Raw genomic sequence first — 22,345 nt, forward strand, 5'->3', positions numbered from 1 at the left:
CCAGGCGATCCGGTTCTCGGACTTTCGCTGCAACGATAAGGGAGCAACGCCCATGACGCATGCTATTCGCTTTCACAAGACCGGGGGGCCGGAAGTTCTGGTGTGGGAGGAGGTTGGTGTCGGCAAGCCCGGACCGGGCGAAGCGCGCATCCGCCATACCGCTGTCGGTCTCAACTTCGTCGACATCTACAATCGCTCCGGTGTGTATCCCGCGCAATTGCCGAGCGGTCTTGGCAGCGAAGCGGCCGGCGTCGTTGAGGAGGTCGGGTCCGGTGTCACGGATCTGAAGCCTGGTGATCGTGTCGCCTATGGCGCTTCGCCGCTCGGCGCTTATTCCGAGGCGCGGTTGATCCCGGCCGATCGGCTGTTGAAGCTGCCTGATGGTGTCGATGACAAGACGGCGGCGGCGATGATGTTGAAGGGCCTCACGACGCAATATCTGATCCGGCAGACCTATCGGGTGAAGGCTGGCGACACCATCCTGCTCCATGCCGCGGCCGGTGGTGTTGGTCTGATCCTGAGCCAGTGGGCAAAACATCTCGGCGCGACCGTGATCGGCACCGTCAGCAGCGACGAGAAGGCGAAACTCGCCAAGGCGCATGGCTGCGACCATGTCATCATCTACAGCCGCGAGGATTTTGTGAAGCGCGTGGACGAGATCACGGGCGGCAAGAAAGTGCCGGTGGTTTACGACTCCGTCGGCAAGGACACGTTCCTGAAGTCGCTGGACTGCCTCGCGCCGCTCGGCGTCGCTGCGCTGTTTGGTGCGTCCTCCGGCGCTGTCGAGCCGCTCAATCTCGGCCTGCTCGCGCAGAAGGGCTCGCTCTACGTCACCCGGCCGACGCTGTTCACCTACGCCGCCAAGCGCGAGAGCCTGGTCGCAATGGCGAACGAGCTGTTCGATGTCGTGAAGTCCGGCGCGGTCAAGATCGAGGTGCACCAGACCTATCCGCTGAAGGACGCCGCCAAGGCTCATGCCGATCTCGCCGCGCGCAAGACCACGGGATCGACCGTTCTCACGGTATAATCTCCGGACGGGCGGTGACGCAGGCTGCTTCAGTCTGCGTCACGTCCGCTCGTGCTTGCGCAAGTCGCGGGCGTGATCAATGCGGATCGCCTGGAGGTCGACATCTTCAGGCGGAATTTGGGGCAGGGCGGCCTCGGTCAGTATGGCCTCGGTCACGTCTTCGACCGAGCCCTCCGCGATCTCGTGGATGAACGAGATGTTCTGATATTCACCCGAAGCGACGCGGGAGATGACCTCGCGCCTTGTGATCTCGGGGTCGACGATCGCCTCGCGGCCGTGCCGCCCGTAGTCGATCATCACGACGAAATACTGCATGAAGCGATCCTGCCGCGCCCTATGGTCGGGGCACGGCAGAGTATTTCCGAAAAACGGAATTAAGTCAAGCAGTAATTTCCGAAAATCAGAATCTCGTCCTATTTGCCCTTCTTGCGGGGGCGCGCAGACTTGGCGCGTAGCCGTTCGAGCTGCCCCTTGGGCATGGAGAGGCAGATCTCGCCGACCCATTCGAGTTTCACGCCGACGATTAGCTTGGCATTGAAGCTGGATAGATTGACGACGGAGGGCGATTTGCCCCGCTCGATGGTCTTCAAATAGCGCTCGCCGGTCTTGAGCCGGACCACGGCTTCCTCGCCATAGAAGCTCGACAGCGGATGGCGCTGGTCCTTGTAGACCACGATCACGTCGCCGCTTTCGTATTTGGGCAGCATCGAATCGCCGACGATCTCGAAGGCGACGGTCTCTTCCATGATCGGGAAGGGCAGCGTGATATCGCCGAGGCCTTCCGGCGGAACCTGTTCATAATCCGGCTCGATCACCGCGCCGGCGCTGACGCGGCCCATGATCGGCGCGAGATTGAGCTCGAGATACTCCATGATCGGAATGATCTCCGATGCCTTCACCAGCCGCTCGCCGCCGAGGATCTCCGAGACCGCGCCGGGCCGCACACCCATGGCAGCCGCGAGGCCGCCCTTGCTCTTGCCCGTTTTCTCCAGGCCCCGCTCGATCATTGCCGCGTCCAACATGGTGATTCCCTCGATTGTCCATCGTCTCGCCTCTTGTAATCCGAAATTCGGAATTGATGCAATTATGAATATCAGAATTATTGCTTGACTTGAGCTTCGGAATACCGGAATGTGTGCCTCGCCCCCCGATCGTGCGACCGGAGGAGGCGCATCACAGGACAGCAGCATGGAACCGGGCCATTGGCCGTCGGAGCACTCCGACGCGCTTCGCGACTATTTTCTCAAGGGTGTGTCTTACGCGGAGATCGGGCGGGAGATTAACGCAAGGTTTGGAACGGCTTACACGCGCAACGCCGTGGTCGGCCGGGCCAAGCGACTTGGGCTCATTCCGCCGGCACGGATGGCGAGCCCGTCGATCGTGCCGTCTTTGCCGGGTGACGTATGCCCGCCGTCACCGTGCCGATTGGCGTTACCGTACCTGAACGTACCGCCGCAGTCCGCGATGAAACCTGTCGCGGGGGTGAAACTGCGCTGCGTCGGCGTCCGGCCGCGCCTGATCCCGCTGGATCAACTCGATCGCGAGGACTGCCGCTATCCCTATGGCGGCGACAAGGATGGGGAGGAGATCACCTTCTGCGGCCATCCGTGCCAGCCGGGCTCCAGCTATTGCACACCGCATGCCGGCCTGACGCGCCGGTCTGGGGCTGCGTCTGCCCGTGTCGCAGGTCCCGTCGTGCTGAGGCTCGTGTCCGCCGCCTGAAAGTGCGGCCACCCGTTCAGTCGATAAATTTGCAAGGAGTATCCGCATGGGACGTGTCCGGCGCAACAAATCCTACAAATTGACGAATATCTACGACCGCCGTTCGCGCGAGGCACCGTTCAATGCCGAACTGGCGGAGGTCGTGGTCGACAATCCGCTGGCGCTCGATCCCGGCGAGAAGATCGTGGCGGTCCGGTCGGTCCGCGGCGATCCGCTCGGCCGGCTGCACGCGCATCACCAGATCGACGAGGCGCAATATCGCGGCGGGCGCGCCTTCCAGAACGATTGGGAGCGGGCGGAGCGAGGGCCTCAGGCGGTCGATACGACACGCGAATATGTCGATGGCACTGGCACGCGCGAGCCCGTTACCGAGAGCCAGCGACAGGCGGTGCTGCGGCTGAACCGCATCGAGCGGGAGCTCGGCACTGACGGTTCGGCGCTGGTGTACGACGTGCTGGTGCTGGGCCTGACGATGGATCAGATCGGGGAGCGTCGAGCCGCCCGTACGCAGCGCTGGAACGACTATTTCGCGCGGCGCTTTCGCGAATGCCTGGACCGGCTGGCGCTCATCTACGGCTTTGCGACGGAAACGGGGACGAGGCGTGCAAACCAGCGCGGATGATTGCGGCACGCCTGCGGTCTTGCCGCGGGCGTGCCGGCTCGCTGCTTAGGGATGCGGCACGATCTGGTACGGCGTCGTGTAGGGCTCGACGCGAAGCGAGGCGTTGGCCAACAGCCCGATTCTGGCGGTCGGCGCCTGCTGTAATTCGCCGTTGGGGCCCCGGTGCACGTTGTATTGCCAGACGGTGAGATCGCCCTTCTGCGCCAGCGCGTGTGCAATCGCGCTCGCATCATTGCCGCCGAGTGCCTGAAGCTCTTCCGCCGACAATCCGACGACGATTTCATCCTTGATGGTGACGATCTTGAACAGGTTCATCTTGGTCTCCTGCGCCCATGCGCCTTGTATCGAGAGGGTGAGAAGCGCAACCGCGGCGCCCTTGATGAGATCGCAGCGAGAAAGCATGCCGTCGTCCTTTGGTGCTGACGCGCGCCCGAATCGGTTTGAGTCCATCAGCCATGGCGCCCGTGATCTGCGTGGCCGGTTCGCAACCGCTTGGTCGTCCGATCCTAGACGACGGTTCATGCGCCGAAATATATCGGAAGCGATGAACCTCGATGCGAAGCGATGAGTCCAAGCCGAGAGCTCGAGGGGATATGCAGATGAAATTCGCCGCGACTGTGGTTTGCCTTCTCGTGTCGGTCGGCGCCGCAGGCACCGCTGCGGCCGCCGACCCCTTCTACATCGGCACCTGGACAGTCACTGCCGCCGTGGTCGCGCCTTGGGCTGATCCGCAACGCAAGCCTGACGGCACCGAGCGGGCGCGGCTGATGGGCAAGGCAGTGGTCTTGAAGGGTAGGGAGATCTCGGGACCACGGCCCTTTGCCTGCGCCAAGCCGCAGTACAAGGTGACGGATTACGGCCCCGACATGATCTTCCAGGGCGCTTTCGACGAGATGCAACGTGCCGACAAGAAGGCCGATCCGAAGGCGCTTGCCATCTCGCTCGGCTTTGCCAGCGGTCCGATCAAGACCCTGGAGACCGGCTGCGAGATCGACGTTCATTTCACCGACGATACAACCGCCGAGATCGGACTCAACAATTACGTGTATACGCTGAAAAAGCGCTAGGCGGTGCGCCGATGTCCATTCTTGTTGGAAACAGGGCGAAACGCTGCGCCGGTTGACAGCGATAACGGCCGTGTGCGTGATGCGTGCTGCTTCTTGACGCAGGCGGGTGACGGCGGTTCATATTCCTGTTATCCGGATTTGCCGTGCTGCGATGCAGACGAAGCATCGCTCAGCCGGTGGTTGGGCTTGCCGGAGGGGTTGTTCCTTGGCATAATTACAACCTGCTTGGTCCGTTTGGATATGTAGTCCAGCGTGCTACCCCGCCGGGGCCCCTCCGGCCGAGAGTTTGTCCCGGGCATGGCGTCCGGTTCTGGCGTTAGGCTCTCGAGTGGGAGCCCATGGCTGATCAGGAAAGCCGATGCTTGTCATAGGTGCGAGATGAAGAACCTCAATTTCGCGGCTGAACTGCACCTTAAGCTTGGCGCACCTGCGAGCGGCACTGTCGAGAGCCTGCGCCTGCTCCGCGCATTTTTGAAGCTCGCGCCTCGACAGCGTTTTGAGGTTATCAAGCTTGTCGAAGACCTCGCCACCGAAGAAGCCCTTCCCGAACACCCCCTGTCCTGAGCCGGGCCGCGCGCCCTAGGCCTTATCCTCCGTTTTCCTGCCCAAGCCGGCCCGCCGGGGACGTTTGCCCCGGGGCTAGCCGCTGGAAGGCGGTCCGGCAAGTGTGGTATTCAGCTAAGAAAAAGGGAGGAGTGCGACCATGATCGAACCGAAGCTCGAAGTTCCGGCCGAACTGCGCGACCTGGCCGAGAAGACGATCGACCAAGCCGAAAAGGCATTTGGCATGTTTTTCGACGCGGCCACCAAATCGATGACGTCGGTCCCCGGAGCAGGCACCGAGGTGTCGAAGCAGGCGCTCGCTTTCACTGAGCAGAACATGAAGTCGGCGTTCGAGCACGCACGCAAGCTCGTTCACGCGACCGACCTTCAGGAGGCGATGCGAATCCAGTCCGACTTCCTGCGCAGTCAGTTCACCAGCGCCGGGGACCACATGCGTCAGATGACCGGCAGCTTCATGCAACCCGGCAAGGGGAAGTCCTGATTTCCGGCGTGTATACAGCGTGCCCACAAATTGATCTTGCGCGGCGCGGTGATCCGCACTTCGATGTTGATGCAGGTCCATGATGGGCCACCGAATGGTCCTCATTCGCCGTCCATCATCCTTTCTGCTGATCCCTGTCGGTCCTCCGGCAGGGATTTGCAGTTTGTGGGTGTCGCGATTGGCCGGCGCCCTACGGACGCAGCGATCCGATATACGCGGCGATGTCGCCGGCTTCGGTCCGGCTCAGGGGAAAGTCCGGCATCTTCGGATGCGGGTCGAGCAGGAACAAAGCGAGCCTCTCCGGACTAAAGTCCGGCCGGCGCGCAACCGATGCAAACGAGGGGACGTCGGCGCTCGCCTGGGCCTGCCCGCTCGCCACGACGTGGCAGCTTGCACACCATCGCTTGGCGAGGTCGGCACCATGCCCGGCATCGGCGGCGAGAGCGGACGACGTGCCGCAGCTCGAGGCCACGGGAAGCAGCAGGCAATTCGTCTCAAATGCCGATGCATCGGGCAATCTTGATGCGTTCGCTTGCGGCCACCATGTTCATCCGCAGCACGATCCCGGAAACTGGGAGAGATCGATCCGGGCGATGATCGACCGCAGCAGCCTTCGAACGGAACGATAGACATGCCGCGCGAATGCCGGCGTCTTTGCCGCGCGCAGGCCAAGACGTTTCATATCAAAGCTTTCTGTGTAGTGCGACACGTGCCTCTCCGGGATGGTGAGACCTTCCTAGCCTGGTCGGCCGGGAACTGCCTTGATCTGTCGCAAAGCTTTTTCCGGCTAATAGTCGCCTGGGTTCATGATCATCGGGCTTTTTGTGTCGACCGGCGCTAGCGCGCTGCTGGCGCTGTCACGCAGGAATCGGTCGAGCGTCTCCTGGATCTTCTCCTTGACCGCATCAGGGCCACGGTCGCTCATCTCGGTATGCTGCGCACCGGTGTGGACGATGTCGATGCCGCGCGCCTTGGCTTCTTCCGGCGTCGGCAGCACGCCCGGGTCCGTGACGAAATGCGGATCCTTCGAGCGGAACGACAGGATCTTCATGTTGTCGCTGAGGACGAACGGCACCCGCAGATTGTCGAGTGTGATCACTTTCGACACCAGCTCCGGGTGCTGACGGGCGACGTACATTGATACGTCGCCGCCGTTGGAATGTCCGACGAGCGTGATGTGGTCGTAGTCGACGTTCTCCTGCCGCCTCTTCAGTTCGCCCAGCGCGAAAAGGATGTTGGCCTCGCAGCGGATATAGACTTCGCGTCGGCCGACATATTGCTGGCCGACATGGGTCATCAGCGGCGGATCGCTCGGCAGGTCCTGCTGGATGCTGGCAACGAGATAGCCGCGCGCCGCGAGCACGTTGGCGAGGAAGGAATATTCGGTGGCCTTGACGGTGTTGCCGTTGCTGATGATGGCAAGCGGCAGCTTCCAGAGGCGGAGATTGGCCTTGGTCTCGTAATCGCGCCGCACCGCGATCTCGACCGTGATCGGCCGCTGGCGCGAGGCGTCGAACAGGGTCAAAATCTCATGGCGGATCGCGAACCGGCTAACGACGAAATATTCGCCGACGCCGAGAACGCAAAGAAACGCCAGAATTGCAAACACCCTCTTCATGGTTCCGTCCCAATCACTTTCGATTGAAAATGGTCATTGGCAGCCCCGGATCGAGCGATCGTGAGCAGGTTACGGGATTAAATTTAGGCAAGTCTGTGAGCAAGGCCGCAAAAGGGCCGCATGAGGGAATGCGTCGCGCGAGGGGCTCGCAGCTAGAGGCAACCGCCTCTGCCGCGCTCGGGGCAGAGCCGGAACGCGCTCGACAGCGTGAACAGGAAGCGCGGGCTGCGGCGCTCGTTGTCCGGCGCCCGGTAGCTCAAGGGGACGGCTACGCCGAGATCGGCCTGAATATCGTCCCACAGGAAGAACCGCACGCCCGCGCCTGCCGATGTCAGCGCCAGGCCGTCACTCAGCCGGTAACCGTCGTTCCAGACTGCGCCGGCGTCGCCGAAGGCGTAGAGCTGATAGCCGGTCCAGTAACGGAAATTGAGCTTCTGGTCGAAACGCACTTCAAGCGAGCCAGCCAGACCGTTGTCGCCGCTGATCTCGGCTGCGCCATAGCCCCGGCCGAAGGCCGCGCCGCCGAGATAGAATTGCTGCGAGGTGAACAGCGGCCGCGATGCCGTCTGGCTTGCCGCGGAGAGCTTGAGCGACCAGGCGTCGTTGAGCGTCTGGTAGCGGGTGAACCAGAGGTTCAGCACCGAGAAGTTCGACGCGGCGCCATCGCGCGACAACAGATCGTCGTCGAAATGCGAAGCGCCGAAGACGTCGAGCCCCTGGCGATAGGTCAGCGTCGCGAAATTGGTGCCGCCGAAGCGATCCTGGAGCCGGTAGTCGGCAGTCAGGCTCGCAGTCCTGATGTGGTCGTTGTACCAGGGGCCGTAAAGATCGTGCTCGGACACATTGCTGAAGGTGCCTGCCACGGTGAGCGTCAGCCCCGACGATTGCGACATGAAGGGCACGGTGCTCGCCCGCACCTCGAAAGCTTCGGTCGTGGTGATGTCGCTGTCGAGGCGGCGCGCATCACCCGGGCGCACCGCACTGTACAGGACGGACGCACCGAGGCGGACGCCGTCGACGCCGACGGGCGCGTCATAGGACAGCCGTGCAAAGCCAAGCTCGCGCGGGTCGTTGGCAATGGTCGACAGGTTGACCGCCAGCGTGTCGCCAGGCGTGAGGTAGGAGTTGAATGCGCCCGTAGCATAGGTCTGCCAGGGACCGACCGAGGAGGATCCGAGATTGTCCAGCCCGAACGACGTGAAGACGTACCAGGTCTTCAGATAGACGGTGAGGCGGAAGCGGCCGGTCGCGCCGCCGATCTCCTCCAGCGCGGTATCGGTGATTCGGACGCCCGGTCGGCCATTGATGAGGAACAGCTGGCGTTCGAGCGTTGCCAGGCGCGAGGGCTGCTCGGCCAGAACCGGGCCCAGCATCGGCCTCACACCGAATTGCTCGGCGCCTTCGCCTTTCAGCTCGGCCTGCACGATGGCGCCTTCGATCACCTGGATCCGGACCCGGCCATCAGCAATGTCCTGCGGCGGCACGATCGCCCGGCTCAGATGGAAGCCGGCGCCACGGTAGAGATCGCTGATTGAGCCGGCGATCGCGGCGAGGTCGGCCTGCGAGACCTTCTTGCCGAGATAGGGTTGATAGACCGCGGCGATGCGATCGCGGGAAATGGCGTGCGCGCCGCTGACATCGATGCCGCGCAGCACGAATTGCGGCTTCGTATCACCGCCGGTGTTGGGCTGGCCGACTTTCGGTAGCCTGACCGGAGGACGGCTCAGGGATTCCCGTTCGGTTTGGTTTTCAAAGTATTTCTCGGGCTGCCGTGGATCAAAGCCCGGCTGGTTCGCCTGCTGTGCGAAAGCCTGCGGAATGCTCGTAAAAATTGGTGCCAAGAGCACCAATGCGGCAAGGAGATGCCGCTTCTCAAGGCACGCAGCGAACCGGTCTCCGTAGTTTGACGGAGATCTTCCTGTGAGGCCGCAAGAGCTCGTTAGCTGCATGATTTTTCTTAGTTTTTTATGGTCAATGATTGGTTAATGCCGCTGCTCCGCTCGCCGCGTCCCGCTAATTCTCTCTTGAGTGATTTCCGATACTCCCCGGTCCGGCTGTAACGCGGACTGAGGATCGTCATGCTCGGCAGAATTGGAATGCGGTGCGGCTTCGCGGCGGCGCTGATCCTGGGAATGGCTTCCGCTGCATTTGCTGCGGAGGATGGCGTCTGGTCAGTCAGTAAAGCCACCGGCGAGGTCTGGCTTGCCGCCAACGGCGTGCAGCCTGTGTCGCTGACCCCGGAAGGGACGCTGAAGGCCGGTGATACCATTCGCACCGGACGCAACGGACGCGTGCTGCTGGTCCGCGGTGAGGAATCGATCCTGATCTCCCCCAACTCGGTGGTCGGCTTGCCGGCCGAGAAGAAGGAGGGGCTCTCGACCACCATCATCCAGCAGGCGGGGTCGATCCTGCTCGAGGTCGAGAAGCGCAACGTCAAGCATTTCGAGGTCGAGACGCCCTATCTCGCTGCCGTGGTCAAGGGAACGCAGTTCAGCGTGACCGTCGGCGCAGGCAGCACCAAAGTCGGCGTGCTCCGGGGCCAGGTCGAAGTCTCCGACTTCAAGACGGGACAGATTGCCCAGGTCATGCCGGGACAAGCGGCCACGGCCTTTGAGCACGGCAAGCCCGGCCTCAGCCTGAGCGGCGCCGGGACCCTCAATCCGATCGAGCAAGGCAAGCCGCGTGCCTCGACGATCGAGCGAACTCCCGTGCCGAAATCGGGCCTGTCCGCGCCACGCAACGCGGCCAACGGTCATGCGATCCATGCGCTCGGTCCGATCGACAAGGGGACCAAGGCAGCTGGTACGCCGATGCAGTCGCATCAGGCGGCTGGAGGTCAGGCACCCAAGGGCGGCGTCGTGCGCATATCGAGCTCGCTCGGAGAGGTGAAGCTGAACTTCCACAAGGTCACGAATGGTCTCGCCCACGGCGCGGTTGCGCCGGGCCATGTACGTAACGCCGCGAACCCAAGCACCGGCACAGCTACGGTGTGGAGCGAAAGCTCGACAAGCACGACCACCACGGCCTCGAATAGCTCCGCCGTAACAGCGGTCGTCGCGAGCAGCAGTGCATCCACCGCCAGCGCCACATCGGCGTCGTCGAGTGCGACGACAACCACTATTGCGACCACCGCGGGTTCAACCAGCAATGTGTCCAGCGGAAGCTCGGGGAGCGGAAGCAGCGGGACTGGCGCGACCGGCAACGGGAGCAGCGGCACCGGCGACAATGGCAACAGCGGTAACGGCAACAACGGCAATAACGGCAATAACGGCAATAATGGCAATAATGGCCATCACTACGGTTGGTACAAGCATCACTAGAATCGCGCCGTCGCGATAGGGGGAGCACCTGGCGGCAAACGCCGTCGGTGCAGGGGAGCAAGGTGAAACGTTATCGGCCGCATATTCTTGTCGTGATCGCGCTGGCGGTCGTGCTGTCCACGGGGTGGCATGGCGCGCTTCGCAATGCGCTCACCGATCTGCGGTTCGCCTGGCAATCGCGAGCGGCGAGCGGCAATGTCGTCGTAGTCGCCATCGACGCGCCCTCGATCGACCAGATCGGGGTGTGGCCGTGGCCACGCCGGCTCCACGCCGAGCTGTTGCACAGGCTCGAGGCCGCGGGCGCGCAGGATGTTGCCTTCGACGTGGATTTCAGCACGCCGTCGGATCCGGCTTCCGACGAGGCCTTCCTCACAGCGCTTCGTGAGGTCGGCGGTTCGACCATTCTGCCGTCCTTCAAGCAGCCGGCGCCGAATGGTGGCGCGGCTCACGTCAATCGTCCTTTGAAGCCGTTCAGCAACCAGTCGTGGCCGGCTGTCGTCAATGTCGCGATCGAATCCGATGGGCTCGTGCGCCGTTATCCGGTCGGCGAGAAGCTCGGCGACTCCCAGATGCCGTCGATGGCCGTCGTGCTGGCCGGGCAGGACGCCAATCGGCGTCCGCCCTTCCTGATCGATTTCGGCATTCGTGCGGGCTCCATTCCAAGTGTCTCCTATTTCGACGTGCTGCGTGGCGATGCCGCGACGCTGGACAAGTTGAGAGACAAGAAGGTCATCGTCGGCGCCACGGCGCTCGAGCTCGGCGACCGATTCAGCGTTCCGAACGGCAAGATCGTCTCGGGGCCCGTTCTCCAGGCGCTGGCGGCAGAATCGATCCTCCAGAACCGGATGCTGCACTGGACGTCCGATGTCGGCATGATCGTTGGCCTGGGCCTGATCTGCCTGCTGATGATGTACTCATGGCGCCGTCTTGCACCGGGCGTGCGGGTAGCAGTCCTGGTCGCAGCGGGGGGCGGAGTCGAAGTGGCCGCAGCGCTTGTTCAGGCAAGATGGCCCCTCATCATCGACACGTCGCTGTTTCATATCGCGATCATCGCCTATCTGACGGCGATCGCGCTCGACGAGATCGACTTCCGCAGCCTTCTTGGGCGCATCGCCGAGAGCCGTTTTCATCGCATCGCGATGTCACTTGGCGATGGCCTGGTCTGCACCGACGAGGATCACCGGATCACGGTGTGGAATCCCGGTGCCAGCGCGATCTTCGGCTATATGCCGACTGAGATGATCGGACGTCCGTTCGAAACCCTCTGTGCCGTGTCAGCTGACGGCCGCGCAAAAACATTTGCCATGCGCGATGCTGCGCGTCAGGCGCTGCTGGTGCCCGGCGGGGCTGTTGTCGTCGAGTTCGAGGGGCGTCGCAAGAACGGCGAGACGTTCCCTGTCGAAGCGAGCTTCTCGGGCTGGCAGGGAACGGAGGGCTTCCAGTACGGAGCGATCCTGCGCGACATCTCGGTTCGCAAGCGCGAGGCCGAACGCGTCAGATATCTCGCCGAACACGACGCGCTGACTGGGCTTGCAAACCGCAACATGTTGCATGCCGGCCTTACAAGTCTGATCGCCGAGGCGGAGCGGCGGTCTTCCGACGTCGCATTGCTCGTGCTCGGGCTCGACGGCTTCCAGCGGATCAACGACATGCTCGGGCATTCGGCGGGCGACCTCGTGTTGCGCGCCGTCGCCGAGCGTCTCCGCAGCGAGGTCAACGGCAAGGCGGTCGTCGCCCGGCTCAGCGGCGATGAATTCGCTATTGCGTTTGATTGCGCGGAAGCCGGCGAGCCGATAGCGGAGTTCGCCGAACGGATCGCACGCGCGTTTGAAGCGCCGCTCGCAACCGGCACGCGACAGCACCGCGTCAGGATCAGCATTGGCGTCGCCGTCTATCCCGATGGCGGACACAACGCCGACGACCTTCTGAGCAACAGCCATCTCGCATTGAGCCGCGCGAAGGCGACGCGGCGCGGTAGCCACGTGATCTTCGAGAGTGCGATCAGACAGGAACTGGAGAATCGGCTGACGCTCGAAAGCGAACTGGCGCTTGCCGCAGACCGCGGTGAGTTCGAACTGTTCTACCAACCCCAGGTCCGCCTGGTCGACGGCAGCCTGGTCGGGGCCGAAGCGCTGATCCGTTGGCGGCATCCCATGCGCGGCTACGTCTCGCCCGGAGAGTTCATGCCGGTGGTCAATACGTCAGCCCTGTCTGAGCGGATCGCAAACTGGGTGATGGAGACTGCCTGCCGGCAGGCGCGCGCCTGGGAATTGTCCGGTAACGGCGTGCGCGTTGCGATCAACCTGTCGCCCTCGCAGCTCCACTCCGGTGATCTCGCGCATTCGGTTGCGGCCCTGCTCGAGGCGACGGGGCTCACGCCGTCGCTGCTCGAGCTCGAGGTCACCGAAGACATCCTGCTCCACGACGAAAGCCGCGTGCTCGACATGTTCAAGCGGATCCAGCAACTCGGCGTGCGCGTCCTGTTCGACGATTTCGGCACCGGTTATGCGAGCCTGAGCTATCTGAAGAAATTTCCGCTCGACGGGCTCAAGATCGACCGGTCGTTCGTGCTCGATCTGCTCGCCGATTCCGACGACGCGGCGATCGTCGGTTCGACCATAGGTCTCAGCAAGCAGCTCGGGCTCACGGTCGTGGCCGAGGGTATCGAGAACCGGGCCACGGCCGATTTCCTCGTCAGCATGGGATGCGAGGAAGGGCAGGGATATTTCTTCGGCCGTCCGATGCCGGCGGAAGCGTTCGACCGGCAGTTCCTCGCGGCCGAACACGCCGCCGTCAGCGCTGCATAAACGATCGCGTATCACTCAGATCGCTAGCGGCGGCGCGCCACGGCGACGCCGAACAGGAAGGCCACGAAGAGGCTGGCCAAGGGGGCTTCGCGCGTGATCGCGGCGACCGTTGAGAGAGGTCGGCCTGGCTTTCTCGCGTCCTCGATTGCCAGAGTGAGGCGGTCGACAGCTGCGTGCAGACCTCCGGCGATCTCGCCGATCGTGCGGCTTACATCAGTCGCCGCATCGATAGCGCGCTCGGTCATGCCGGGCTGAGGTGTGGACTGCGGTATCTCCGTGCTCAAGCGCGCGACCTCCGGCGTGACGATGTGATGGAGGCCGGCACCTTTGGCTATCCGCGCGAGCGCTCGTTCTGAACAGCGGGTCTGGTGACCTTTGGCTATCCGCGACAGGCGCCGTTTTGAACGGCGGGTGCCGGCCTTGGATGAGCAATTCCGTGCGCGGGATTTTGTTCCGGATCCTGATGGGGCACCCCCCGTGAAACGACGGATGCGAATCTCTGTTAGGCTGGCTCAACCTTGCTGATCTCGGGAGAAGGCCGTGACCGATCGGACCATAACGGATCGACCCCGGCGCATCGCCTTGCTCGGTGCTCCCATCGACATGGGAGCCTCGCAGCGCGGTACCCTGATGGGCCCGGCGGCGCTGCGCACCGCCGGCCTTGCGACACTGCTCGAAAGCCTGGATTTTGAAGTCGTCGATTACGGCGATCTCTCCGTGGCCGAAGTCAGGGACCTCGCAGACAAGCCGCCCGAAAAGGCCAATCACTACCGTGAAATCCAGCGCTGGACGCGCGTGCTCAGCCGCCGCGGCTATGAGATCGCGCAAACCGGTGCGCTCCCGATCTTCCTCGGGGGCGATCACACGTTGTCGATGGGCTCCGTGAATGCGATGGCGCGACATTGGCAGGAGTGCGGACGCGAGCTGTTCGTGCTCTGGCTGGACGCCCATGCCGACTACAATACGCCGGAGACGACGATCACGGCGAACATGCACGGCATGTCGGCAGCGTTCCTGTGTGGCGAACCGGGCCTCGACGGCCTGCTCGGCGATGATCCGCGTGCCTCGATCGATCCTGACCGGCTCGATCTGTTCGGTGCACGCTCGATCGACAAGCTCGAAAAGGAACTGATGCGCGCGCGCCGGATCAGGATTGTGGACATGCGCCAGATTGACGAGTTCGGAGTCGCCGTGTTGATCCGCCGCGTCATCGAGCGCGTCAAGGCCAGCAACGGCGTGCTGCATGTCAGCTTCGATGTCGACTTTCTCGATCCATGTGTGGCGCCGGGCGTCGGCACCACAGTGCCGGGCGGGGCGACCTATCGCGAGGCGCACCTGATCATGGAGCTGCTGCACGATTCCGGCGTGGTGGGATCGGTCGACATCGTCGAGCTCAATCCGTTCCTGGACGAGCGCGGCCGGACTGCGCGCACAGCGGTCGAGCTGATCGGCAGCCTGTTTGGGCAGCAGATCACCGACCGTCCGACGCCAAGCAACGCGATCGCTCCGGGCGAGTGAATCGGCCGGCGTTTGTGCGCTGCAGGGAAAGGAACTGCTCCTGCAGCCGGTGGATTTAGATGGGCCCTGGTCGAAATTGCCTGCTTTTGAAACAGCTATGAATTGCAAATGCCGTCGTCGGACCGTTTGATGCGGGTTCAGTGCCAATCGAGGGCCCGCAATGAGCAGCACGATACGTTCCGATGATGATCCCGTGACGGCCACACGCCGCCGCTTCCTGACTGCCGGTACGGCGGCGCTCGGAGGCGCAGTTGTCGGTGCGGGTGCTGCTGCTGCCGAGACGGACAACCTTCCGCCCAATGTGCCCGAATGGATGAAGGCGCCGGGCGAGCCGACGGGAGGCCAGCTCTATGGCACGCCATCGCCGTTCGAGAAAGGCGTCGTCAGGAACATCTCGACGACTCTCAAGCAATACATCTCTGCGTCCAGCCGGTCGCCCTTGCAGGATCTCGACGGTATCATCACGCCGAACGGGCTGTTCTACGAGCGGCATCATGGCGGCGTTCCGGCCATCGATCCGGCGCAGCACCGGCTGATGCTGCACGGTTTGGTCGAGCGTCCGCTGATCTTCACGATCGAAGATCTCAGGCGTTTCCCGTCGGAGTCGCGCATCCACTTCCTCGAATGCTCCGGCAATCCCGGCTACAGCAAGCCTTACGGCAAGACGGCATCGGACCTCGTGGGTTTGGTGAGCTGTGCGGAATGGACCGGCGTCAGCCTGAAGCTGGTGCTTCAGGAGGCGGGGTTAAAGCCGGGCGCCAAATGGGTGGTCGCCGAAGGCGCCGACGCGGCTGCGCTGACGCGAAGCATCCCGATCGAGAAGTGCCTCGAGGACGCCATCCTAGTCTACAGCCAGAACGGTGAACGGCTGCGTCCGCAGCAGGGCTATCCATTGCGGCTTTTCCTGCCCGGCTTCGAAGGCAATATGAGCGTGAAATGGCTGCGACGCTTGCACGTGACTGCGGAGCCCGTCTATTCGCGCGAGGAGACCTCGAAATACACCGATCTTCTGCCCGACGGTACGGCGCGGGAGTTTTCCTTCTACATGGAGGCCAAGTCGATCATCACGCGTCCCTCTGGTGGTCAACGCCTAAGCGCGCCCGGCTTCCATGAGATCACCGGGATCGCCTGGAGCGGCCATGGCAAGATTGCGCGTGTCGAAGTATCCGTCGATGACGGCAGGAGCTGGCAGGACGCGCGATTGCAGGAGCCGGTGCTGACGCGTGCCTTCACGCGTTTCCGCCTGCCCTGGCAATGGGACGGCAAGCCCGCCATGATCCAGAGCCGTGCCATCGACGAGACCGGCTATGTGCAGCCGACGCTGGCCGAGCTGCTCGCAGTGCGCGGCGAGAATTATTTTTACCACAATAACGCGATCTGGCCCTGGCGCATTGATGATAACGGCGAGGTGACGAATGCGCTGGCGTGAGATTTGTGGCGTTGCCATCGCAATCGCCGTGTGTGGCTTCGCGAGCGGAACACAGGCGCAAACCACGTACGGCATCGGGCGGCCGGCGACGACGGCCGAGATTGCGGGCTGGAATATCGACATCGGACGCGACGGCAGCAATCTGCCGAAGGGAAGTGGTTCGGTCAGTCACGGACGCGAAGTGTTCGCTGAGCAATGTGCCTCGTGTCACGGCGATAAGGGCGAGGGCGGCCTTGGTGACCGGCTCGTTGGCGGGCAGGGCACGATCGGAACGCCAAAACCAATCCGGACTGTTGGCAGCTATTGGCCCTATGCACCGACATTGTTCGATTACATCCGTCGCGCCATGCCGCAGAACGCGCCGCAATCGCTGAGCGATGAGGACGTCTACGCAGTGTCCGCCTATGTCCTGAACCTGAACGGGCTGGTGGGAGCGGATGCGACACTCGATGCCAAATCGCTCGCGGCCATCAAAATGCCCAATCGCGACAAGTTCGTCGGCGATGCGCGTCCGGACGTAAAAAAGTGAACGCATGGAGATGATCAAGTTCCAACCACTGGCTCGGAACTTGCTTAAGCGCAGGCTGGAACTCGCGGGACGCATTTGAATTAACCCGCGAGAGGAAAAGATATGGATCATTCGATGGCAACTGATCGCTTCGCAAACTCCATGTCCTCGGCGCTTCGCCATCCCGGCGTGATCGCGTTGATTGTGGCCGGCTTGACGATTGCAGCAATGCTGATCGTTGACCACGGACCGTGGAACCGGGCCAAGACGCAACCGGCTCATGTTGCGATGTACGCGACCACAGGCGAAGCCGCGCACGCGGCCGGTGCCAAGGTGCTTCCGACCGAACCCAAATCACCGATCGAGCCGGAACGGCCGGGGCCGAAGACGTCCCCGACCGTCAACCCCGTGACGCCGTAAGGACCTCAGATTTTGCGGCCGTAGTTGAGCAGGCCGCCGCTCGTCTTCGACGGATGCGCGCGCAGCGCTTCCTCGTTGGGCTCGGTGCCCCAGCCGGGCCGGTCCGGGATGACCAGATGGCCATTCTGAATTTCCGGCTCGTGCGTGAAGAGCTCGCGATCCCAGGCGAGGCGATCGATATCGATCTCCATGATGCGCAGGTTCGGTACCGCCGCGCAGAAATGCGCGTTCATCATCGAGCAGAGATGGCCGTAGAAATTGTGCGGGGCGACGTTGACTTCGAACGCTTCTGCGGCGGCTGCGATCTTCATGGATTGCCACACGCCGTTCCAGGGCGTGTCGATGATCGCGACGTCCATGGCCTGCTGATGGAAATAGGGCAGGAATTCCCGCAGGCCCAATAGCGTCTCGCAAGATGAAATCGGGTGCGGACTTTGCCGGCGGATGTAGCCGAGCGCTTCCGGATTAAAACTGTCGATCTCGATCCAGAACATGTCGAGATCCGCGATGGTGCGCAGGATCTTCAGGTAGCCCTCGGTCTTGGCGTTGAAGTTGCAGTCGAGCAGGATGTCGACGTCGGAGCCCGCGCCGTCCCGGATTGCTTCCAGATGCATGCGCAGGTCGCGCAGGATTTTCCTGTCGACATTGATCTCGGGGGAGAAGGGGGAGCCGAAGCCCGGCCGCCAGCCGGTCGGCCTGCCGTCGTCATAGGAGAAGATGTTGGTCTTGAGCGCGGTGAACTGCTTCTCGCGCACCTCGCGGCCCATCGCCTTGACGCCGTCGAGGTTTTCGATCGGCGGCTTGTACCAGGAGGGGTGATTGATCCGCCAGGTCGCGCAATGCGACCAGTAGACCCTGACGCGGTCGCGGATCTTGCCGCCGAGCAGCTCATAGCAGGGGACGCCGAGACACTTCGCCTTGGCATCGAGCAGTGCATTCTCGATCGCGCCGAGCGCCTGGGCGACGACACCGCCGGCCGCTGGGCGGGTGGCCGCGAACAGCTCGGCATAGATGCGCTCATGCTGGAAGACGTTCTGCCCGATCACGCGGGCGGACAGGCGCTGGATCGCGGCGCCGACGCCGGGCGAACCAAAGCCCTCGTCAAACTCGCTCCAGCCGACGACGCCGTCTTCGGTGGTCAGCTTGACGAAATGGTAGTTTCGCCAGCCGGCGTCGCAGGCGAGGATTTCGATGCTTGTTGCTTTTGATGATTTGGTCATGTCGCTCCCTGTCGCCCGGCCGGACTTTGTTTTTCTTGTAGCCCGGCCCTTGCCACAACTGTTAGGCTAACCACGGACCGGCGTGAAGCCCGCAGCATTGCGGCCCGACCAGTTTCTGCGGTTCATCAGCGTCCCCGCCGTGTTCGCGGCCTTCGTCATCGCCTCGCGGATCTCGGCAGCACTGTCGTAAGGTTAAAGTCAGCCGATCGCGGACGAGCCGAGCAGAGCGAGCACGGCCAGCGCCATCAGCGCGGTGCCGAGCCAGCCCAGTGCGATCAGCCATGACCGGGCCCTGAAGCGGCCCATGATCGCACGGCTCGAGACGATCAGCATCATCATCGCCATGATCGGAACGGCGACGATGCCGTTGAGCACGGCGCTCCACACCAGCATGTGAATCGCGCTGATGCCGGTGAAGCCGAGGCCGAAGCCGATCGCGGTGGCGGCCGCGATGATCGTATAGAAGCCGACCGCCTCGTCGGGCTTTGCCTCGAGCGTAGCGTGCCAGCCGAAAATCTCCGCAACGCCGTAAGCGGCAGAGCCCGCCAGCACCGGGATCGCCAGCAGGCCCGTACCGATGATGCCGAGCGCGAACAGGGCGAAGGTGAAGTCGCCGGCGAGCGGCCGCAGCGCTTCGGCGGCCTCCGTTGCCGAATTGATGTTGGTGACGCCATTGGCGTGCAGCACCGACGCCGTGGTCAGGATGATGAAGAAGGCGATGCCGTTGGAGAGCAGCATCCCGGCGATGGTGTCGGCGCGGATGCGCGCGAGTTCCGGATCGCCGCCGCGCTTGAGCTCACGAAGCGGCTTGTCGTGCTTGCCCTGGTTCATCTCCTCGACCTCCTGCGAGGCCTGCCAGAAGAACAGATAGGGGCTGATGGTGGTGCCGAGCACGGCGACGACCATCATGAGATAGTCGGCGCTGACATTGGCCTTCGGCCACACCGCGGCAAGCAGCGCCGTGCTCCACGGAATCTCCACAGTGAAGGCGGTTGCGACATAGGCGAACAGCGCCAGCGTCAAAAATTTCAGCACCGGCGAATAGCGGCGGTAGGGCAGGAACACCTGGAGCAGCGTGGAGCCGGCTGCGAAGATCAGCGCGTGCTCATGGTCGAGACCGCCGATGACGAGCGAGAGCGCCTCGGCCATCGCGGCGATGTCGGCCGCGATGTTGAACGTGTTCGCGGCGACCAGCATGGCGACGAGCGCCAGCACCGCCCAGCGCGGCGCGACCTGCATCACGTTCGCGGCCAGCCCCTTGCCGGTGACCCGGCCGATGCGTGCGCTGACGAGCTGAATGGCGATCATGAACGGCGTGGTCAAGAACACCGTCCACAACAGGCCGAAGCCGAATTGCGCGCCGGCCTGCGAATAGGTGGCGATGCCCGACGGATCGTCATCGGCCGCCCCGGTGACGAGGCCCGGCCCCAGCCTTTGCAGCAGTGTCGGTGCGGGCTTCGTCGGGGCGAGGGCGTTGTCGCTCATGAACGGTCTCGAGGGGCCAAAGTCTGTAAGGAAATGTTGCGAGGGAACGAAAGTTCCTGAAGCAGGCGCGATGCCCCTGCCGCAAATTTCCGATTTAGCGAAATGTCCTTGACCCGTCGGGCAAAACAGTTGTATAAGGGCATCATCGCAAAGAACAGTCGATGCCCGCGCCGTCACCGGTCGCGGGCTTTTCGTTTGTTTCCGCCCGAGACGGACAGCTCGCCGGCGGCGTTGCGCGACGCTCTTGCTAAGAACACGTTGAGATTGTAGGGAGCGCCATGAGCCTTCCCATGAGCCTTCCCATGAGCCTTGCCCCGCCTGCCACGAAGGTCGAGCCGCTGAACGCAGAGCAAGCTGCAAGCTTGGATCGTGACGGTTACCTGCTGTTGCGGGGCGCAGTCCCTGCGGCGTGGCGCGATGCGTTGCGTGCTGCCTTCGACGCGGGTGTCGGGGCCGGCGACCAATGGGCCGCTCCGCGCGGCGCCGGCTGGCGCCACGCCCTGGTCGATCTCGATCCGACGGTGCAGCGGACCTGCCGCCTGCCGCCGCTGCTGGCGGCGGGCGCGCAGATGCTGGCCGGTCCGTTCTTTCTCGCCCAGGTCGAAGGCCGCGAACCGCTGAAGGGCGGCGGTCACCAGCCGTTGCATCGCGATGGCGCCGGCATGAAAGCCGTGGCCGCATTGGTCTTCCTCGATGCTTACGGACCGGACAACGGCGCCACGCGCGTGATCCCGCGTCATCTCGACCGGGGGGCTCCCGATCAAGGCGTGCCGGAGGAGACCCTGTCCCTGATTACGGCGGGCGAGGCGGGAGACATTCTGGTGTTCGACGCCGATCTCCCGCACGGGGCGACCTGCAACCGCTCCGGTGCGCGGCGACGTTCGCTGCTGCTGAACTTCATGGCGGAGGGCAGTCGCGCGACCATGGAGGCCTGCCGCGCCCTTCGCAACGTGCGCATGGACACCAGCGAGGTGTTTGTCCCCGGGCAGACCGTTTAGGAACGGCCCGTCCATGGCGGCGTTTTGCCTTCGGTGAGGAGGAGACGCAATGGACAGCCTGACGAAGCGCGAGCAGCCGGACCGCAGCAAGATCAACATGCACGAGGCCTTCGAGGTCAAGTACTGGACCCACGCGCTCGGCGTGTCGAAGGAGGAGCTGCAAAAGGCCGTCGACAAGGTCGGCAATTCGGCCGCCGCCGTTCGCAAGGAGCTGGCGGGGTAGCGCGTTCAACGCAATTTGAGGGAGGATAGCGTGGGCCTGGAAGCCATCTTCTTCATCGGCGCCTTCATCCTGCTCGTGGCGCTGATCTATGGCGTGCTGCGCAACCACTACCGCAGCCGCACCGAGCGGCATGTCGCCGACAGCATCGTGCGCGAGCGCTACAAAAATAACGAGACCTGAGCGACACGGCCGGACGCCGGCCGCTACTTGATGCTGACGAACATGCCCCAGGCGGCGGCGAGTGCCGCGCCGGTGAAGACGACCACCGGATTATCGCAGAAGGCGCTGCCATAGCGGCAGACGTCCGAGCCGAACTGGCCGAGCTCGTGATGGCTCGCGGAGTAGAACAGTCCCGACAGCACCAGCAATGCAGCGGCGACGTAGTACATCGAAGGTCTCTCCCAAGCTTCTCGATCAGCGCCCGCGCGGGCGGCATGTCCCAGCCTGGCGCGAATAGATTTCATTCCGCCGAATCCGATGTGCTGCATTTGAATAAAGTTTGTGCCGTCGGGTAAACGGCAAGCCCGGCGGAACGAAACCAATCGCGTGGCTCGGAAGCGGAACCCCTCAAATGCACTGAAGTTAACCGACAGAGGTCCTGACCATGAGCCAAACTGTTCTCGTTGTTGATGATGATGCCGGCGTGCTCGACGTGATCGCGACCATGCTGGAAGATTTGGGCTGTGCCGTGATCACCGCCGGCAACGGCACGGATGCTCTGGACACGCTTCATCACAACGAACAAATTTCGATACTCATCACCGACATCAACATGCCGGGGATGGATGGCCATGAACTTGCGGAGCGCGCGACGCGTCTTCGCCCGGGGCTAAAGGTTTTGCAGCTATCCGGCCGCGAGCGACGGCGGGACGGATTTCCCATGATTCGGAAGCCGTTCACTGAGGATGAACTGGCGCGCGTCATGCAACAGACGACCGGCGCTTGCTAGCGCAGCAGCGCCGCCATGCAACGTTCAAGCTCTTCGATCGGAAAAGGCTTTTGAAGGTGAGGGCAATTCCTGAATTCCTGGGGTAGCCCCTCCGCCCCATAACCGCTCGCAAAGGCCAACGGGACGCCTCGCTGATGCAGGGCTTTGGCAATCGGTTCAGAACTGTGAGCGCCGAGTTGAACGTCCAGGATGGCGGCATCAAAAACGGCTTCGCTCGCCAGCTTCAGCCCACTTGCCAGATCGGCGGCCTCGCCCGCGATGGTATGACCTAACTCGGTCAACATATCGGCGACCATCATGCGAATGAGCGCGTCGTCCTCGATAAGCAATACTGAAGCCATATGCGCTGCCGCCCCTCACCGTCGCG

Annotated in this window: 26 protein-coding genes and 1 pseudogene; 16 read left to right on the forward strand and 11 right to left on the reverse strand. The window is 63.2% G+C overall.

Annotated elements, in window-relative coordinates:
• The first annotated feature begins 52 nt into the window (after positions 1 to 52).
• The gene (locus B5V03_RS34270) at positions 53 to 1,027 is read left to right on the forward strand and encodes a quinone oxidoreductase family protein (protein ID WP_129274776.1); all 975 of its coding nucleotides are present in this window, start codon (positions 53 to 55) and stop codon (positions 1,025 to 1,027) included.
• Between the two features lie 39 nt (positions 1,028 to 1,066).
• Here the strand turns inward: B5V03_RS34270 and B5V03_RS34275 are convergent, their stop codons facing one another.
• Together B5V03_RS34275 and B5V03_RS34280 are read right to left on the reverse strand one after the other, a co-directional pair.
• A complete protein-coding gene (locus B5V03_RS34275) occupies positions 1,067 to 1,342 on the reverse strand; it encodes a hypothetical protein (RefSeq protein ID WP_129274777.1) in 276 nt (91 codons plus the stop codon).
• Between the two features lie 98 nt (positions 1,343 to 1,440).
• Positions 1,441 to 2,049 (reverse strand): S24 family peptidase, encoded by a 609-nt coding sequence (locus B5V03_RS34280; protein WP_129274778.1) that lies wholly within the window; start codon positions 2,047 to 2,049, stop codon positions 1,441 to 1,443.
• 166 nt (positions 2,050 to 2,215) lie between these two features.
• Between B5V03_RS34280 and B5V03_RS34285 the strand changes: the two genes are divergently transcribed.
• Both B5V03_RS34285 and B5V03_RS34290 read left to right on the forward strand, forming a co-directional pair.
• Positions 2,216 to 2,749, forward strand: a complete 534-nt coding sequence (locus B5V03_RS34285) for a GcrA family cell cycle regulator (RefSeq protein WP_129274779.1) — start codon at positions 2,216 to 2,218, stop codon at positions 2,747 to 2,749.
• A gap of 46 nt (positions 2,750 to 2,795) precedes the next feature.
• On the forward strand, positions 2,796 to 3,371 hold the full coding sequence (locus tag B5V03_RS34290; RefSeq protein WP_129274780.1) for a hypothetical protein: 576 nt from the start codon (positions 2,796 to 2,798) through the stop codon (positions 3,369 to 3,371).
• Positions 3,372 to 3,416: 45 nt separating this feature from the next.
• Here the strand turns inward: B5V03_RS34290 and B5V03_RS34295 are convergent, their stop codons facing one another.
• Positions 3,417 to 3,773 (reverse strand): hypothetical protein, encoded by a 357-nt coding sequence (locus B5V03_RS34295; protein WP_028174425.1) that lies wholly within the window; start codon positions 3,771 to 3,773, stop codon positions 3,417 to 3,419.
• A gap of 197 nt (positions 3,774 to 3,970) precedes the next feature.
• Here B5V03_RS34295 and B5V03_RS34300 point away from each other — a divergent pair, with 197 nt between their 5' ends.
• The 3 genes from B5V03_RS34300 (at position 3,971) to B5V03_RS34310 (ending at position 5,483) form a co-directional block, all read left to right on the forward strand.
• Complete coding sequence (locus tag B5V03_RS34300; RefSeq protein WP_129274781.1) at positions 3,971 to 4,438, forward strand: hypothetical protein; 468 nt, start codon at positions 3,971 to 3,973, stop codon at positions 4,436 to 4,438.
• A gap of 378 nt (positions 4,439 to 4,816) precedes the next feature.
• On the forward strand, positions 4,817 to 5,002 hold the full coding sequence (locus B5V03_RS41820; RefSeq protein WP_007601490.1) for a hypothetical protein: 186 nt from the start codon (positions 4,817 to 4,819) through the stop codon (positions 5,000 to 5,002).
• 139 nt (positions 5,003 to 5,141) lie between these two features.
• Positions 5,142 to 5,483 (forward strand): phasin, encoded by a 342-nt coding sequence (locus B5V03_RS34310; RefSeq protein ID WP_027562452.1) that lies wholly within the window; start codon positions 5,142 to 5,144, stop codon positions 5,481 to 5,483.
• Between the two features lie 190 nt (positions 5,484 to 5,673).
• On the opposite strand, the pseudogene B5V03_RS34315 reads toward B5V03_RS34310, so the two are convergent.
• The 3 genes and pseudogenes from B5V03_RS34315 to B5V03_RS34325 all read right to left on the reverse strand — a co-directional run bounded on the left by B5V03_RS34315 (position 5,674) and on the right by B5V03_RS34325 (position 9,050).
• A pseudogene (locus tag B5V03_RS34315) lies at positions 5,674 to 5,993 on the reverse strand (c-type cytochrome).
• 277 nt (positions 5,994 to 6,270) lie between these two features.
• Entirely contained in the window at positions 6,271 to 7,101 is an 831-nt protein-coding gene (locus B5V03_RS34320; RefSeq protein WP_129274783.1) for an alpha/beta fold hydrolase, read from the reverse strand.
• Between the two features lie 152 nt (positions 7,102 to 7,253).
• Positions 7,254 to 9,050 carry a ShlB/FhaC/HecB family hemolysin secretion/activation protein gene (locus B5V03_RS34325; RefSeq protein ID WP_129274784.1) on the reverse strand — a complete coding sequence of 599 codons (1,797 nt, stop codon included), beginning with the start codon at positions 9,048 to 9,050 and terminating at the stop codon, positions 7,254 to 7,256.
• A 129-nt stretch (positions 9,051 to 9,179) separates the two neighbouring features.
• Here B5V03_RS34325 and B5V03_RS34330 point away from each other — a divergent pair, with 129 nt between their 5' ends.
• Entirely contained in the window at positions 9,180 to 10,421 is a 1,242-nt protein-coding gene (locus B5V03_RS34330; protein ID WP_129274785.1) for a FecR family protein, read from the forward strand.
• A 62-nt stretch (positions 10,422 to 10,483) separates the two neighbouring features.
• Positions 10,484 to 13,228 (forward strand): EAL domain-containing protein, encoded by a 2,745-nt coding sequence (locus tag B5V03_RS34335; RefSeq protein ID WP_164988472.1) that lies wholly within the window; start codon positions 10,484 to 10,486, stop codon positions 13,226 to 13,228.
• A 23-nt stretch (positions 13,229 to 13,251) separates the two neighbouring features.
• Here B5V03_RS34335 and B5V03_RS41825 read toward each other — a convergent pair whose 3' ends face one another.
• Positions 13,252 to 13,512, reverse strand: a complete 261-nt coding sequence (locus tag B5V03_RS41825; protein ID WP_164988473.1) for a hypothetical protein — start codon at positions 13,510 to 13,512, stop codon at positions 13,252 to 13,254.
• 256 nt (positions 13,513 to 13,768) lie between these two features.
• Here B5V03_RS41825 and rocF point away from each other — a divergent pair, with 256 nt between their 5' ends.
• The 4 genes from rocF (at position 13,769) to B5V03_RS34360 (ending at position 17,103) form a co-directional block, all read left to right on the forward strand.
• Positions 13,769 to 14,746: an arginase gene (gene rocF, locus B5V03_RS34345; RefSeq protein ID WP_129274788.1), complete on the forward strand. Its 978-nt coding sequence runs from the start codon at positions 13,769 to 13,771 to the stop codon at positions 14,744 to 14,746.
• Positions 14,747 to 14,906: 160 nt separating this feature from the next.
• On the forward strand, positions 14,907 to 16,175 hold the full coding sequence (gene soxC / locus B5V03_RS34350; protein ID WP_129274789.1) for a sulfite dehydrogenase: 1,269 nt from the start codon (positions 14,907 to 14,909) through the stop codon (positions 16,173 to 16,175).
• On the forward strand, positions 16,162 to 16,704 hold the full coding sequence (locus B5V03_RS34355; RefSeq protein ID WP_129274790.1) for a c-type cytochrome: 543 nt from the start codon (positions 16,162 to 16,164) through the stop codon (positions 16,702 to 16,704). The genes soxC and B5V03_RS34355 overlap by 14 nt, the downstream gene beginning before the upstream one ends.
• A gap of 114 nt (positions 16,705 to 16,818) precedes the next feature.
• Positions 16,819 to 17,103, forward strand: coding sequence for a hypothetical protein (locus B5V03_RS34360; protein ID WP_129274791.1), 285 nt, complete (start codon positions 16,819 to 16,821; stop codon positions 17,101 to 17,103).
• A gap of 5 nt (positions 17,104 to 17,108) precedes the next feature.
• On the opposite strand, the gene B5V03_RS34365 is transcribed toward B5V03_RS34360, so the two are convergent.
• Both B5V03_RS34365 and B5V03_RS34370 read right to left on the reverse strand, forming a co-directional pair.
• Positions 17,109 to 18,323 carry a mandelate racemase/muconate lactonizing enzyme family protein gene (locus B5V03_RS34365; RefSeq protein WP_129274792.1) on the reverse strand — a complete coding sequence of 405 codons (1,215 nt, stop codon included), beginning with the start codon at positions 18,321 to 18,323 and terminating at the stop codon, positions 17,109 to 17,111.
• A 198-nt stretch (positions 18,324 to 18,521) separates the two neighbouring features.
• Positions 18,522 to 19,808 (reverse strand): NRAMP family divalent metal transporter, encoded by a 1,287-nt coding sequence (locus B5V03_RS34370; protein WP_129274793.1) that lies wholly within the window; start codon positions 19,806 to 19,808, stop codon positions 18,522 to 18,524.
• 290 nt (positions 19,809 to 20,098) lie between these two features.
• Here B5V03_RS34370 and B5V03_RS34375 point away from each other — a divergent pair, with 290 nt between their 5' ends.
• From B5V03_RS34375 to B5V03_RS41830, 3 genes are read left to right on the forward strand one after another with little or no spacing between them, the layout of a single operon-like run.
• Positions 20,099 to 20,806 carry a phytanoyl-CoA dioxygenase family protein gene (locus B5V03_RS34375; protein ID WP_129274794.1) on the forward strand — a complete coding sequence of 236 codons (708 nt, stop codon included), beginning with the start codon at positions 20,099 to 20,101 and terminating at the stop codon, positions 20,804 to 20,806.
• A 49-nt stretch (positions 20,807 to 20,855) separates the two neighbouring features.
• A complete protein-coding gene (locus tag B5V03_RS34380) occupies positions 20,856 to 21,029 on the forward strand; it encodes a DUF3606 domain-containing protein (RefSeq protein WP_129274795.1) in 174 nt (57 codons plus the stop codon).
• Between the two features lie 30 nt (positions 21,030 to 21,059).
• Positions 21,060 to 21,209 carry a hypothetical protein gene (locus B5V03_RS41830; protein WP_164988475.1) on the forward strand — a complete coding sequence of 50 codons (150 nt, stop codon included), beginning with the start codon at positions 21,060 to 21,062 and terminating at the stop codon, positions 21,207 to 21,209.
• A gap of 23 nt (positions 21,210 to 21,232) precedes the next feature.
• Here B5V03_RS41830 and B5V03_RS34385 read toward each other — a convergent pair whose 3' ends face one another.
• Complete coding sequence (locus B5V03_RS34385) at positions 21,233 to 21,418, reverse strand: hypothetical protein (RefSeq protein WP_129274796.1); 186 nt, start codon at positions 21,416 to 21,418, stop codon at positions 21,233 to 21,235.
• Positions 21,419 to 21,633: 215 nt separating this feature from the next.
• On the opposite strand from B5V03_RS34385, the gene B5V03_RS34390 reads away from it, so the two are divergent.
• Positions 21,634 to 21,978: a response regulator gene (locus B5V03_RS34390; RefSeq protein WP_129274797.1), complete on the forward strand. Its 345-nt coding sequence runs from the start codon at positions 21,634 to 21,636 to the stop codon at positions 21,976 to 21,978.
• Here B5V03_RS34390 and B5V03_RS34395 read toward each other — a convergent pair.
• Positions 21,975 to 22,319 carry a response regulator gene (locus B5V03_RS34395; RefSeq protein ID WP_129274798.1) on the reverse strand — a complete coding sequence of 115 codons (345 nt, stop codon included), beginning with the start codon at positions 22,317 to 22,319 and terminating at the stop codon, positions 21,975 to 21,977. The genes B5V03_RS34390 and B5V03_RS34395 overlap by 4 nt on opposite strands.
• Positions 22,320 to 22,345 lie beyond the last annotated feature (26 nt).

It is taken from the genome of Bradyrhizobium betae, assembly GCF_004123905.1.
Classification (GTDB): Bacteria; Pseudomonadota; Alphaproteobacteria; order Rhizobiales; family Xanthobacteraceae; genus Bradyrhizobium; species Bradyrhizobium betae_A.

Excerpts from the sequence above, each read along its gene's own strand:
- B5V03_RS34270 (WP_129274776.1), top strand. The coding sequence starts at position 53 with ATGACGCATGCTATTCGCTTTCACAAGACCGGGGGGCCGGAAGTTCTG.
- B5V03_RS34275 (WP_129274777.1), bottom strand. The coding sequence starts at position 1,342 with ATGCAGTATTTCGTCGTGATGATCGACTACGGGCGGCACGGCCGCGAG.
- B5V03_RS34280 (WP_129274778.1), bottom strand. The coding sequence starts at position 2,049 with ATGTTGGACGCGGCAATGATCGAGCGGGGCCTGGAGAAAACGGGCAAG.
- B5V03_RS34285 (WP_129274779.1), top strand. The coding sequence starts at position 2,216 with ATGGAACCGGGCCATTGGCCGTCGGAGCACTCCGACGCGCTTCGCGAC.
- B5V03_RS34290 (WP_129274780.1), top strand. The coding sequence starts at position 2,796 with ATGGGACGTGTCCGGCGCAACAAATCCTACAAATTGACGAATATCTAC.
- B5V03_RS34295 (WP_028174425.1), bottom strand. The coding sequence starts at position 3,773 with ATGCTTTCTCGCTGCGATCTCATCAAGGGCGCCGCGGTTGCGCTTCTC.
- B5V03_RS34300 (WP_129274781.1), top strand. The coding sequence starts at position 3,971 with ATGAAATTCGCCGCGACTGTGGTTTGCCTTCTCGTGTCGGTCGGCGCC.
- B5V03_RS41820 (WP_007601490.1), top strand. The coding sequence starts at position 4,817 with ATGAAGAACCTCAATTTCGCGGCTGAACTGCACCTTAAGCTTGGCGCA.
- B5V03_RS34310 (WP_027562452.1), top strand. The coding sequence starts at position 5,142 with ATGATCGAACCGAAGCTCGAAGTTCCGGCCGAACTGCGCGACCTGGCC.
- B5V03_RS34320 (WP_129274783.1), bottom strand. The coding sequence starts at position 7,101 with ATGAAGAGGGTGTTTGCAATTCTGGCGTTTCTTTGCGTTCTCGGCGTC.
- B5V03_RS34325 (WP_129274784.1), bottom strand. The coding sequence starts at position 9,050 with ATGCAGCTAACGAGCTCTTGCGGCCTCACAGGAAGATCTCCGTCAAAC.
- B5V03_RS34330 (WP_129274785.1), top strand. The coding sequence starts at position 9,180 with ATGCTCGGCAGAATTGGAATGCGGTGCGGCTTCGCGGCGGCGCTGATC.
- soxC (WP_129274789.1), top strand. The coding sequence starts at position 14,907 with ATGAGCAGCACGATACGTTCCGATGATGATCCCGTGACGGCCACACGC.
- B5V03_RS34355 (WP_129274790.1), top strand. The coding sequence starts at position 16,162 with ATGCGCTGGCGTGAGATTTGTGGCGTTGCCATCGCAATCGCCGTGTGT.
- B5V03_RS34360 (WP_129274791.1), top strand. The coding sequence starts at position 16,819 with ATGGCAACTGATCGCTTCGCAAACTCCATGTCCTCGGCGCTTCGCCAT.
- B5V03_RS34365 (WP_129274792.1), bottom strand. The coding sequence starts at position 18,323 with ATGACCAAATCATCAAAAGCAACAAGCATCGAAATCCTCGCCTGCGAC.
- B5V03_RS34370 (WP_129274793.1), bottom strand. The coding sequence starts at position 19,808 with ATGAGCGACAACGCCCTCGCCCCGACGAAGCCCGCACCGACACTGCTG.
- B5V03_RS34375 (WP_129274794.1), top strand. The coding sequence starts at position 20,099 with ATGAGCCTTCCCATGAGCCTTGCCCCGCCTGCCACGAAGGTCGAGCCG.
- B5V03_RS34380 (WP_129274795.1), top strand. The coding sequence starts at position 20,856 with ATGGACAGCCTGACGAAGCGCGAGCAGCCGGACCGCAGCAAGATCAAC.
- B5V03_RS34385 (WP_129274796.1), bottom strand. The coding sequence starts at position 21,418 with ATGTACTACGTCGCCGCTGCATTGCTGGTGCTGTCGGGACTGTTCTAC.
- B5V03_RS34390 (WP_129274797.1), top strand. The coding sequence starts at position 21,634 with ATGAGCCAAACTGTTCTCGTTGTTGATGATGATGCCGGCGTGCTCGAC.
- B5V03_RS34395 (WP_129274798.1), bottom strand. The coding sequence starts at position 22,319 with ATGGCTTCAGTATTGCTTATCGAGGACGACGCGCTCATTCGCATGATG.